At 56.0% G+C, this 12940-nt stretch carries 10 protein-coding genes; 3 read left to right on the top strand and 7 right to left on the bottom strand.

Annotation, left to right across the window (positions count from 1 at the left end):
• Positions 1-117 precede the first annotated feature (117 nt).
• The 4 genes from htpX to OK409_RS03795 form a co-directional block, all read right to left on the bottom strand.
• A complete protein-coding gene (gene htpX / locus OK409_RS03810; RefSeq protein ID WP_003852678.1) occupies positions 118-999 on the bottom strand; it encodes a protease HtpX in 882 nt (293 codons plus the stop codon).
• Between the two features lie 244 nt (positions 1000-1243).
• A complete protein-coding gene (gene prc / locus OK409_RS03805) occupies positions 1244-3283 on the bottom strand; it encodes a carboxy terminal-processing peptidase (RefSeq protein WP_052270531.1) in 2040 nt (679 codons plus the stop codon).
• A 19-nt stretch (positions 3284-3302) separates the two neighbouring features.
• Positions 3303-4004 (bottom strand): RNA chaperone ProQ, encoded by a 702-nt coding sequence (proQ, locus tag OK409_RS03800; protein ID WP_010258776.1) that lies wholly within the window; start codon positions 4002-4004, stop codon positions 3303-3305.
• Between the two features lie 96 nt (positions 4005-4100).
• Entirely contained in the window at positions 4101-4601 is a 501-nt protein-coding gene (locus tag OK409_RS03795; RefSeq protein WP_264366782.1) for a GAF domain-containing protein, read from the bottom strand.
• A gap of 214 nt (positions 4602-4815) precedes the next feature.
• On the opposite strand from OK409_RS03795, the gene yebS reads away from it, so the two are divergent.
• The 3 genes from yebS (at position 4816) to rsmF (ending at position 10252) form a co-directional block, all read left to right on the top strand.
• A complete protein-coding gene (yebS, locus tag OK409_RS03790; RefSeq protein WP_022625536.1) occupies positions 4816-6060 on the top strand; it encodes a membrane integrity lipid transport subunit YebS in 1245 nt (414 codons plus the stop codon).
• Positions 6029-8662: a PqiB family protein gene (locus tag OK409_RS03785; RefSeq protein WP_010258767.1), complete on the top strand. Its 2634-nt coding sequence runs from the start codon at positions 6029-6031 to the stop codon at positions 8660-8662. Before yebS ends, OK409_RS03785 begins: the two co-directional genes overlap by 32 nt.
• Positions 8663-8824: 162 nt before the next feature.
• Positions 8825-10252: a 16S rRNA (cytosine(1407)-C(5))-methyltransferase RsmF gene (rsmF, locus tag OK409_RS03780; protein WP_264366781.1), complete on the top strand. Its 1428-nt coding sequence runs from the start codon at positions 8825-8827 to the stop codon at positions 10250-10252.
• 1 nt (position 10253) lies between these two features.
• Here the strand turns inward: rsmF and OK409_RS03775 are convergent, their stop codons facing one another.
• From OK409_RS03775 to OK409_RS03765, 3 genes are all read right to left on the bottom strand, one after another.
• Complete coding sequence (locus OK409_RS03775; RefSeq protein ID WP_010258760.1) at positions 10254-10901, bottom strand: metallophosphoesterase; 648 nt, start codon at positions 10899-10901, stop codon at positions 10254-10256.
• A 280-nt stretch (positions 10902-11181) separates the two neighbouring features.
• Entirely contained in the window at positions 11182-11394 is a 213-nt protein-coding gene (locus OK409_RS03770) for a DUF1272 domain-containing protein (RefSeq protein ID WP_010258758.1), read from the bottom strand.
• Between the two features lie 135 nt (positions 11395-11529).
• A complete protein-coding gene (locus tag OK409_RS03765) occupies positions 11530-12879 on the bottom strand; it encodes an MFS transporter (protein WP_010670774.1) in 1350 nt (449 codons plus the stop codon).
• Positions 12880-12940 lie beyond the last annotated feature (61 nt).

The following is a 12940-nucleotide window of genomic DNA, read 5'->3' as shown; positions in this document are numbered from 1 at the left end:
CCTCCTCTGCCCGGGTTCCCTGCATGTTGAGCTAAGATATTGCTGTCAGATTCAGTCTGATTATGGTTTCTAAACAGAAAAGGCGACCCAGGGTCGCCTTTTTTGCTCTGCTTAACGCTACTTCAGATACTGACCGCTGCGCAGTGCTTCAATACGCTTATCTAACGGCGGATGCGACATAAACAGCTCGCTGAACGATTTGCCCTTACCGTTGATACAGAACGCCATCATGCTGCTCGGCTCCTGCGGTTCGTAGCTGGTTTTCAGGCGCTGTAACGCCGCAATCATCTTCTCACGACCTACCAGCTTCGCTGAACCGGCATCGGCATGGAACTCACGGTGACGCGAGAACCACATGGTGATGATGCTGGCGAGAATACCAAACACCAGTTCCAGCACCATCGACACCGCAAAGTAGACCAGCGGGTTGCCGTTGCTGCTCTCCTCACCATCGCGGTTGCCGGACATAAAGCCCGCCGCGATCTGCGCCAGAATACGTGAAACGAAAATCACAAAGGTGTTCACCACACCCTGGATCAGCGTCATGGTGATCATGTCGCCGTTGGCGATGTGGGACACTTCGTGTGCCAGCACCGCTTCCGCTTCATCACGGCTCATGTTCTGCAGCAGACCGGTTGAGACAGCAACCAGTGAGGCGTTACGCCGTGCGCCAGTCGCAAAGGCGTTGATGTCAGGTGCGTGATAGATCGCCACCTGCGGCATCGCAATACCCGCCTGCTGTGCCTGACGGCCAATTGTATCCACCAGCCAGCGCTCGGTTTCGTTGCGTGGCTGTTCAATCACTTCACCGCCAACCGATCGCAGTGCCATCCACTTCGACATCAGCAGTGAAACAAACGCACCGCCGAAGCCAAACAGGCCTGCCATGATCATCAGGCCCTGAACACTGCTTGACTGGATCCCTGTCAGGCTGAGAATCAGCCCGAATACCAACATCACAGCCAGGTTGGTCATCAGGAAAAGAGCAATACGCATCATTTTTGTTAATCTTCCTCAGTAGTTCACGCGCCTATACGCGGATCCATATCCTATGGGCATTGGGCTGCTTTTCAAGCAACCTTAACGTTTAAGTGCCTAAAAAGACATAACTTTACATTGTGACACGCCTGATGAGGAGCCCAGCCTTCAGGCTCCTTCACCAGCGCTAATCATTGCTTACTGGAAACTTTTCTGAGTACAAAAAAAAGCACCGCTGAGCGGTGCTTTTTCTGGCAATAGCGGATTATTTAGCCGCTGGCGCCTCTGGCTGGGATTTCTCCAGCTGCGCAAGATCGTTAGCGATCTTCACCGTCTCATCAAGATAGGGATCCGGCTCTTTATAATCTTTCGGCAACTCATCCAGATTTTTCAGCGGTTTTTTGCCTTCGGCCTGATAGCGCGCGTTGATCCGCTCCAGACGAGACGCATCATCTTCGTGGTTCTCTTTCTCGCGCTGAGCAAGATTAAGCGACACGATGTTGCGCTTATCTTTCAGGGCATTGTAACGGGCAATGTCCTTCATGATGTACTGGAACTCGCGATCCTGAGCAATGCGGTCAGCATGCTGCTTAGTCAGCTGCACCACCAGCGGTTTCACATCACCGGTTTTGACATAGGTCGCCGCTTTGATGCTGTCCCACGGCAGTGCGTTATCTTCAAATTTCTCACCGGTTTCAGCCGCTTCAACGCCGGTTGGCATCAGCAGATCCGGCGTGACGCCTTTACGCTGAGTACTGCCGCCGTTAATGCGATAGAACTTCTGAATGGTGTAAGAAACGGAGCCTAACGCAGGCCACTCCGGACGCAGCATCTGATCGTAGATGCGGTTCAGAGAGCGATACTGCTGAACGGTGCCTTTACCAAAGGTTGGCTCGCCAACAATCACCGCGCGACCGTAATCCTGCATCGCGGCAGCAAAGATCTCAGAAGCTGAGGCGCTGAAGCGATCGACCAGCACCACCAGCGGTCCTTTGTAGTAGACAACGCCGTCGTTATCGCTGTCTTCACGAACCCGACCATTGTTGTCGCGTACCTGAACCACCGGACCACTCGGAATAAACAGACCGGAAAGCGAGACTGCTTCGGTCAGCGCGCCGCCGCCGTTAGTACGCAGATCGATTACCACACTGTCGACGTTCTGTTTCTGCAGTTTCTGCAGCTGTACTTTGACGTCGTCGGTGAGGCCGACATAGAAACCAGGAATATCGAGCACGCCCACTTTCTGCTTGCCGACATTTTTGATGGTCAATTTAACCGCGCGATCTTCCAGACGGATTTTCTCACGCGTCAGCGTCACAGTACGGGTTTTAGTACCCTTACCGGCTGGCAGAACTTCCAGGCGCACTTTGCTGCCCTTAGGTCCTTTAATTTTTGCCACGACATCATCCAGACGCCAGCCGATCACATCTTCCATCGGCTTGCCTGGCTGACCCACACCGACGATGCGATCGCCAACGGTAATGGCTTTGCTTTTCGCGGCCGGGCCGCCTGCAACCATCGAGTTGATCACCGTATAGTCGTCATCCATCTGCAGAACCGCACCGATGCCTTCCAGTGACAGGCTCATCTCGGTGTTGAACTGCTCGGTGTTACGCGGCGACAGATAGCTGGTGTGCGGATCGATTTCGCGGGCAAAAGCGTTCATCACCAGCTGGAAAACATCTTCACCGTTGCTCTGGGCCAGACGACGGATAGCGAAGTTGTAACGCTTGGTCAGAACGTCGCGGATCTCGTTATCATCTTTGCCCGCCAGCTTCAGACTCAGCTGATCATATTTGACCTTGGCATCCCACAGCGCATTCAGTTCAGACTGATCTTTCGGCCAGGGTGCTTTCGCGCGGTCAATGTCGATAGTGTCATTGCCGCTGAAATTCATCGGACGAGCCAGCACCGTCAGCGCATATTGATAGCGCTCAAAACGGCGTTTCTGCGCCAGATTATAAATATCGTAAAAGAGATCCAGCTTGCCACTGCGCAGCTCATCGCCGACGGTGTTTTTTTTGCTGGCAAACTGCGCCACATCTGACGCCAGCAGCACATTGTGGCTGTAGTCGAGCATGTTCAGATAGCGATCAAAAATTTTCGCTGAAAAGTTCTGATCCAGGTCGAACTGGCGATAGTGGGAACGGGTAAAGCGCGAGGTTACGCGCTCACTGACCGTCGGATCCTGCGGATCTTCGTGAAGCTGGGGAATCTGATCGGCGCGGGTAATGTTCTCCGCGCCGAAGGTTGGGCCTGCTAATAGCAGGCCCGCAATAAGTCCAACTTTAAAAAGGGTGTTCATGCCGGGGTTAGCCTCCGTTTCAGAACTGCAAGTGTTCTGCGCGCACAATCATTGCCATGCCGGAAGCGAGCTGGACCCGAACGCCGTCTTTTGATACTTCAAGAACGGTAGCGTCCATCGCACTTTTGCCTGCTTTAACTTTAATACTCTGGCCGGGTTGCAAAGTTGAGGTATCAGTGATGGGTCGGGCTTCCTGCTCCGGACGTGGGGCTGGCTTGCGATGCTGTGAGGCGGTCGCACGCGGTGCAGTAGTCTGCGGACGCGGTTTACGCGCGGCTTCGCCTTCTGCAGGCTTACGTGCCGCGGGCTTGCGTGGACGACGCGGTGCCGCGCCCTCTTCGCTTTCGCCTGCTTCACGACGCGCGGCGCGCTGCTGGTCACGCTGCGCCTGGACGCGTGCTTTCGCTTCTTCCAGTTGCTTGCGTGCATGCTCAACGTGTTGCTCATCCAGCACGCCACAGGCGTTACCGTCGAGATCGACACGGATAGCACCGGCTTTGATGCCGTACAGATAACGCCAGCTTGACGTATAGAGACGCAGCGCGGAACGCAGCTGTGTTTTGCTCAGACCCATTTCGCCCTGAACACGCTCGACCAGATCCTGAAAGATACCGATTTTGAGCGGACGCGCTTCACCTTCAGCGCTAAAGCAGTGCGGAAAGCGCTCCGCCAGAAAAGTGATGACTTCTTTACTGCTATTCAACTTAGGTTGATTTTCCATGAAATTTCCTGATTACAACGGGTTTGCCGACCAGCGCAGGCATGAACAGGCGACATTATAATGACAACATCGCTAAATGCCATGTGATCCAGTCGATTAGCTGCGCGTCAGCTGCAGATATTTTTCTAAGTCGCTGTTCGCAAGCACTTCACAAAGCCCATCAGTCAGTGTGACCAGCCCCGATTCGTCGTCGCTGTCAAAGCGATTGTACGCCACGCTGTCGATGTCCAGCACCCCAACCACAGTGCCATTCACTTTCAGAGGAATCACAATCTCAGCATTGCTGGCAGCGTCACAGGCGATGTGGCCCGGGAAGGCATGCACATCATCTACGCGTTGCACTTTTTCTTCTGCCAGCGCCGTGCCACACACACCTTTACCGACCGGAATGCGCACACAGGCGATTTTGCCCTGGAACGGGCCCAGCACCAGCATATCCGCTTCCGTCAGCAGGTAGAAACCAGCCCAGTTCACGCCATCGAGACGTTCGTACAGCAGCGCGCTAAAGTTTCCCATCGCGGCGAGGAACGCCGTTTCTCCCGCCAGTAAGGCGCGCATATCGCGATTCAAATCGGCGTAAAAGGCAGTTTTGTTCATTATTTAACCGTTACCAATGACATCTGAACGGGGCATTAAAGACCGTTCGTTAAAAATAAGTTTTAAATATCCAGAGCCACAAGGTGAATCATAGCGTTAGTTGCTATACCCTTAGCATTCTGTGGATCGAAGCGTGATGCCCGAGACAGGCACACAGACAATGTCTTTATGACCGATATCTGTTACTTCTGAAGAGCGAAGATTGCATCACCCTATGAAAATTCACGCTATCAGCCAGACATTGCCTCACGCACGTTATCAGCGTTGCCCGCAATGCGATACCCTTTTTTCCTTACCGGATGTGAAATCTCATCAGTCGGCACATTGCCCACGCTGTAACGCCGAAATTCTCAGTGGTCGCGACTGGCCGATGACCCGTCTTATGGCGATGGCCGCCACCATGATTGTGTTAATGCCCTTTGCTTTCTCCCTGCCGCTGGTAGATATCCGGCTGCTTGGCATGCGCATCAATGCCAGCGTACTGGAAGGCATCATACAGATGACCCAGCAGGGTGATGTACTGACGGCCTCAATGGTGGCGTTCTGCACCATCGGCGCGCCGGTGACGCTGGTGGCGGGTATCTGTTATCTCGGTATCGGCCACCGGCTGGGCATGAACCTGCGTCCCGTGCTGCTGATGCTGGAGAAGCTGAAAGAGTGGGTGATGCTCGATATCTATCTGATCGGCATCGCCGTGGCGTCAATTAAAGTGCAGGACTATGCTTCGCTGGAGATTGGCTACGGGCTGGCGGCTTACATCGCCCTGACAGTGCTGAGCGTGCTGACACTGATCCATCTGAATATGGAGCAGCTGTGGGAGCATTTCTACCCACAGACGCCTGGCAATATGGCCCGTGACGATATGCAGGTCTGCCTGAACTGTCACAACACCAGCATACCCGATGAACGGGGCCGCTGCCCGCGCTGCCATACGCCGCTCGACTTCCGACGCCGCCATAGCCTGCAGAAATCCTGGGCCGCGCTCATCGCATCGATTGTGCTGTTGATCCCCGCAAATCTGATGCCGATCTCCGTGGTCTACCTTAATGGCTCACGGCGTGAGGACACCATCTTCTCCGGCATCCTGGGGCTGGGCGAAGGCAATATTCCGGTGGCGGCGATTGTTTTTATCGCCAGTATTCTGGTGCCGTTTATCAAGGTGCTGGTGATGCTGACTCTGCTGCTCAGCATTCATTTTCGCTGTGAACAGGGGCTGAGAACCCGCATCCGCTTGCTGCGGTTTGTCACCTGGGTTGGCCGCTGGTCAATGCTCGATCTGTTTGTCATTTCGTTAACCATGTCGCTGGTCAACCGTGATCAGCTGCTGGCTTTTACCATGGGACCGGCGGCGCTGTTTTTTGGCGCGGCCGTCATCCTGACCATTATGTCTGTTGAGTGGCTGGACAGCCGCCTGCTCTGGGATGCACATGCAACAGGAAACGCCGACTACACCGACTAACGCAACGCTGCGCAATAAGCGCAAAATTTCGCCCTTCTGGCTGCTGCCGATTATTGCGATGCTGATCGCCTGCTGGCTGCTCTGGACCAATTATCAGGAGCGCGGCACCACCATCACCATCAATTTCCAGACGGCGGATGGTATCGTGCCGGGTCGCACCCCGATCCGCTATCAGGGCGTGGAAGTGGGCACCGTGCAGGGCATTAATCTCAGTGATGATTATCGCAGCATTCAGATTAAAGCCAGCATCAAGAGCGACATGCGCGATGCGCTGCGTGAAGATACGCAGTTCTGGCTGGTGACGCCTAAAGCCTCGCTGGCGGGTGTGTCGGGGCTGGATGCGCTGGTCGGTGGTAACTACATCGGGATGATGCCGGGTAAAGGTAAACCCAGCGAGTCGTTCACCGCGCTGGATACGCAGCCCAAGTATCGGGTGAATACCGGCGAATTGATGATCCATCTGCATGCGCCCGATCTCGGCTCGCTCAACACCGGCTCGCTGGTCTATTACCGCAAAATTCCGGTTGGCCGGGTCTATGACTACAGCATTAACAGCAAATCCGATGGCGTGTCGATTGATGTGCTGATTGACCGTCGCTTTATCAATCTGGTGAAAACCAACAGCCGTTTCTGGAATGTGTCAGGCATGAATGCTGACGTCAGCCTGAGCGGGGCTAAAGTGCAGCTGGAGAGTCTGGCGGCGCTGGTCAATGGCGCGATCGCGTTTGACTCGCCACAGGGTGCGGAAACGGCCAAAGCTGAGCAGAATTACCGGCTCTACCCCGATCTGGCACATAGTCAGCGCGGCGTGCAGATCACACTGGATCTGCCTAACGGCAACAATCTCAAGGCGGGCAGCACCCCGCTGATGTATCAGGGACTGGAAGTCGGCACGCTGACCAAACTGAACCTGCAGGATGGCGGCAAGGTCACCGGCGAGCTGACGATTGATCCCTCTGTTGTCGGTCTGATGCGCAGCGGCACCCGCATTGAGATGCACAGTCCGAAAATCAGCCTGACGGATACCAGCCTCAGCGCGCTGCTGACCGGCAACACGCTGGAACTGGTGCCGGGCGAAGGCGAGCCGCAGCAGCACTACACCGTGCTGGCGTCCAATGAGACTCTGCTGCAGAAGCCCAATGTGCTGACGGTAAAACTCAGCGCGCCAGAGAGCTATGGTATCGATCAGGGCCAGCCGCTGATGCTGCATGGTATGCAGATTGGTCAGGTGATGTCGCGTACGCTGGATGAAAATGGCGTGAATTTCGTGGTAGCGGTCAATCCTGAAAATCGCAATCTGGTGCATGGCGACAGCAAATTTATCGTTAACAGTCGGCTGGATGTGAAGTTCGGTCTTGATGGCATGCAGGTATTAGGTGCCAGCGCCCGTGAATGGGTGGATGGCGGTATCCGGCTGGATCCGGGCAAAAAGGGTGAGCCAAAAAGTGCTTACCCGCTGTTTGCGGATGCTGAAAAAGCGGAAGAAGGCATTACCGGCGATGGCCCTTCTACCACGCTGATGCTGACCGCCAACAGTCTGCCTGACGTGCAGGCCGGCTCTGTCGTGCTTTACCGCAAATTTCAGGTGGGTGAGATTGTCAAAGTCACGCCACGCGCTGACGCCTTTGATATTGCGGTACATATTCAGCCGGAGTATCGCAAGCTGCTGACCAGCGAAAGCGTGTTCTGGGCTGAGGGTGGCGCACGCGTCAGCCTTAACGGCAGCGGCCTGACGGTGCAGGCATCGCCGCTTAACCGCGCGCTGAAAGGCGCGATCAGTTTCGACAATATGAGTGGTGCGCAGTCGGCCAAAGGGGCCAAACGCGTCCTCTATCCGTCTGAAACCGCCGCCCGCGCGGTGGGTAGCCAGATTACGCTGCACACCTATGACGCCAGCAAGCTCTCTGCCGGGATGCCGATTCGTTACCTGGGTATTAATGTCGGCCAGGTGGAGTCACTGTCGTTAAGCAAAGATAACAATCAGGTGGTAGCGAAAGCGGTACTCTATCCGGAGTATGTCAACGATTTCGCCCGTCTCGGCAGCCGTTTCTCGGTGGTCTCACCGGAGATTTCCGCTACCGGCGTGAATCATCTGGAAACCCTGTTGCAGCCTTACGTCAACGTGGATCCAGGTAAAGGTGGCGCCGCGCGCACGTTTGAGCTGCAGGAGAGCACCATTACCGACTCCCGCTACCTTAATGGCCTGAACATTTATGTTGATGCCACTGAGGCCGGTTCACTGTCGCTGGGTACGCCGGTGCTGTTCCGTGGTGTGGAAGTGGGTACCGTGACCGGCACTTCACTGGGTAATATGGCGGATCGTGTGCAGATCGCCCTGCGCATCAGTAAGAAGTACCAGCATCTGGTGCGTAATAACTCGGTGTTCTGGCTGGCATCCGGCTATAACCTGGACTTCGGTCTGGTGGGTGGCGTAGTGAAAACCGGGACCTTCCAGCAGTTTATTCGCGGTGGCATTCAGTTTGCGACGCCGCCGACGGTGCCGCTGGCGCCACAGGCGAATCCGGATAAACACTTCCTGCTGCAGGATGAAGCGCCGAAAGATTGGCGTAACTGGGGAACGGCGATCCCGTCTCCGCGCTAAAGGCTATCTCAAACGGGCAGACTGTTCTGCCCTTTTAGGCGTTTAAAGTCAGCGCCGGCTCAGGGATCATACGCCTTATTCACTCCCTCAAACGGGCAGCCTGGCTGCCCGTTTCCTTTCCTCATGATACACTGCCGGCTTTGCTTTAACTGGAATGTGCCCGTGTCTGATGCTTCTTCGCTTTTCCCCGCCGATTTTCTCTCGTTAATTCGCCAGAGCCTGCCCGATGAGGCGAGCCTCGCGCAATTTATTGCGTATAGTCAGCAACCCCTGCGCCGCAGTATTCGCGTCAATACCCTGAAGATCAGCGTGGCTGACTTTCTGAGTCAGACGGCTAATTATGACTGGAAGCTGACGCCGGTGCCGTGGTGCGAAGAGGGATTCTGGATCAGTCGGGAAGATGAGAGCCTGCCGCTGGGCAGCGTGGCTGAGCATCTCAGTGGCCTGTTCTACATTCAGGAGGCCAGCTCCATGCTGCCGGTGACCGCGCTGTTTGATGCTCAGTCAGAGGTCAGCGCCGTGATGGATATGGCGGCGGCACCGGGTTCTAAAACGACCCAGATTGCTGCGCGGATGGGCAATCAGGGCGTTATCCTGGCTAACGAATTCTCCTCCAGCCGGGTAAAAGTATTGCACGCCAATATCAGCCGCTGCGGCGTCAGCAACAGTGCCTTAACGCACTTTGACGCGCGGGTCTTCGGGCCAGCCCTGCCGGAACAGTTCGACGCCATCCTGCTCGACGCTCCCTGCTCCGGCGAAGGGGTGATTCGCAAAGATGCTGATGCGCTGAAAAACTGGACGCTGGCAAGTACGCATGAGATCGCCGCGACCCAGCGCGATCTGCTCGACAGTGCCTTTCATGCACTCAAACCCGGCGGCACGCTGGTTTACTCCACCTGTACCCTGAATCAGATTGAGAATCAGCAGGTCATTGCCTGGCTGCTGGAGCGCTATCCGGACGCTGTTGAGGTTGTAGCGCTCGATGGGCTGTTTGAGGGTGCCGGACAGGCCGCGACGCCCGAGGGCTATCTGCATGTCTTCCCGCAGATGTTCGACAGCGAAGGCTTTTTCGTTGCGCGGCTGTGTAAAACCGCGTCGGTCGAGCCCTTACCGCTGCCGGGCTACAAAGTGGGTAAACTGCCCTTCTCCCACCTCAGCCGCAAGCTGGAAAGTGAGATAGCCCAGGCCGCCGCCGCTGTCTCTCTTAAATGGGATGCGTCGCTGGAGCTGTGGCAGCGTGATAAAGAGATCTGGCTGTTCCCGAAGGCCGTCACCCCGCTGCTGGGTAAAGTGCGGTTCTCGCGCATCGGCCTGAAGCTGGCAGAAACCTTTGCTAAAGGCTATCGCTGGCAGCATGAAGCGGTAATTGCGCTGGCAAAACCGGATGCGGCGCAGACTTTTGAGCTCACCGCAGCAGAGGCGGAAGAGTGGTATCGCGGCCGGGATATCTACCCGGAAACGGAACCTACCCGTAATGAGATGATTGTCACTTATCAGCAGCAGCCGCTGGGGCTGGCTAAAAAAGTCGGCAGCCGTATCAAGAACAGCTATCCGCGGGAGCTTGTGCGCGACGGACGCCTGTTCCGCTGAGTCACTTTATTTGCAGCATCGTCAGATGATTGCCAAACACTGCGCCGGTATCGATGTAATGCAGATTGGCAATCGTCAGCGACTGTTTCAGCGGCGTGTGTCCGAAGTAAAAGGCGTCTGCGCCACGGATGCCCGCCCGTTCGCCTGACTCCATCGCCTCCAGCCGCTGACGGCTCCAGACCACCTGCTGCCAGTCGAGTGGCTTATTCAACGCATATTCCCGGGCCGGATAATCAGCATGAGCAATCACAATAATTCGCTCATCGAGTTGCAGATGGAGAATCAGCGGCAGCTCACGGCAACGCTGCAACGCGTGACGCGCCGCAATCAATGCTGCACCACGCAGCCGAAAGAACCAGTCGCCACCGTTCATCTGCCAGAGCGCCATTTCCTGCCCCTGTAATGCTGATAGCGCCATCTCCTCATGATTCCCCCGCACGCAGCGAAACCAGGGCTCCTCCAGCAGCGCCAGACAACCCAGGCTGTCGGGACCGCGATCGATGATGTCACCTACCGAAATCAGTAAGTCCTGCTGCGGGTCAAACTGATGCTGCTGCAACAGCGCATCCAGTTCGCGGCGGCAGCCATGCAGATCGCCGACCACCCAGATCCGTCGCCACGCTGCGCCATTCAGGGATTGGTAATACATCGCTGCACCCGGCCTTTGTCTGCTGAAACCATCTTCTGAGTATAGTCAGGGCTGACCCTGTACTGGCATGACGCGCTGGAAAGCAGAATGCAAAGGAGGCTGGCTGAAAGGGTGCAAGGGGTCGGACGAAGCGATTAAAGAGAGATGAAAGGTACGTCCCTCCCGGCGCTTATCTCCGGCACTCAGTAAAGGTGGTAGCTCTGTCAGGGACGAAATACATCATAAAGCGATCAGGCGCGACAGGCTATTCTGCCCCAACCATATCTGTAGTCATTTGGGATCAGCTACGCATTTTAGCCGGATATTTCTGCAGTTTCTCTGCCGGACGCACCGGACGGCGCACCAGCTCACCGCCGCAGTTGGGGCAAAGATGAGTGAGATGCTCAGCACAGTCAGCGCAGAACGTGCATTCAAACGAGCAGATGCGTGCCGCCAGAGAAGATGGCGGCAGATCAACGTCGCAGCGTTCACAATTGGGGCGAAGTTCCAGCATGGTGTGACTCCTTAAAAAAGCGGTATGCGCCAGCTTCGCGGTTGCTGACCCGAATGTCGAGCCAGCAACCGGACAAGAGTGTGTCAGATCCGGACATCCTGCTTTAATGGTGCAGTCAGCGGTGCTTTGCCGCTGCTATTTGTCCCGCTGATCCTCAGGAAGGTCATCGGGCAAATCCTCTTCGTCAGCTGTGTCATCGAACTCAGCACTCTCCTCTTCCGGCTCCTGACCGCCCATCGACGCATGAATCACCTCCTCTTCCAGCGTCGGGATCAGCGCGGCACCCAATGGCGAGGTCGCCAGACTGTCAGGCATCACCACATGCGGCAACGGTACTTCGGTCGTCGGAAGCGGACCCGGCGCACGCACATAACTCAGTCCGCCAATCACCAGCGCACAGAGCATAAAGAAGAGATAGAGCATATTGCTGCCCAGCGGCTGCATCAGCGCACCGACCACCAGCGGGCCGATACTGGCGCCAATACCAAACGCCATCAGCAGACAGGCAGTTAACGAGACACGACGATCGGCGGCGACCTGATCGTTGGCCAGCGCCACCTGTAATGGATAGAGCGCAAACTGCATCATGCTGGCGGCAAAGGCGATGCCAATCATCCAGTGGAAGGTCAGATGCGGCAGTACCACCAGCGGCACGCAGGCCACGGCAAAGAGCATGGCAATAATGAATAACAGCCGCTGGCGGTCATAGCGGTCAGAGAGCCAGCTCAGCGGAAACTGCGATACCAGCCCGGCAAAAATCGTGAGACTCATAAAATAACCGGTCTGGCTGGTGGTGAAGCCTTTGCTGCTGCCATAAACCGGTGCCAGGCCATAGAACGCGCCAATCGCCATGCCGGTCACCAGGGTGGTGCCGAGCAGTTTGGGAATAGTGCGGATAAAATAGCCCAGCTCCATCGGCGCCGGTGTCATGGGCCGGACGTGAGTGCGGGTAGTCAGTGCAATCGGCACCAGACAGAGCGCGAAACAGAGCGCCACAATCAGCAGCGTGCTCACCCCAAACCCCGATTGCAGGCTCAGTATCACCTGTCCGCCACTGAGTCCAAGGTAGGTGGCGACCATATAGAGGCCGAAAATCATGCCGCGCTGGGAAGATTCCGCCTGATCGTTGAGCCAGCTCTCCAGCACCATGTACTGGCACATCATGCAGAGCCCGATAATCAGACGCAGAAAGACCCACAGCGGAATAAAGTCCGTCAGCCCGTGACCTACAACCGAGGCGGTAATGATCCCGGCACAGGCCACGTAGGCACGGATATGGCCGACGCGGGCAATCAGGTTGTGCCCCACCTTGCCACCAATCACCAGCCCGATATAGTTAGCCGCAATAATCGCGCCGATCAGCGCACCATTAACCTGCTCACTGGCCAGCCGCAACGAAACGTAGGTAGTCAGTAAACCGGAACCCAGCAGCATCAGAAGCGTAGTGGTATAGAGCGGCAGAAACGTACTGAATATTTTTCCCATATGACTCCCTGTCTACGCTTTTCAGGCATCAGGCCAGCAAAGCCCTAAAGATAGTCGATTT

The organism is Pantoea sp. RG18 (assembly GCF_025910075.1).
Taxonomy (GTDB): domain Bacteria; phylum Pseudomonadota; class Gammaproteobacteria; order Enterobacterales; family Enterobacteriaceae; genus Pantoea; species Pantoea agglomerans.
The sequence above is the reverse complement of the archived record's forward strand: the minus strand, read 5'-3'. Positions and strand labels throughout refer to the sequence as shown.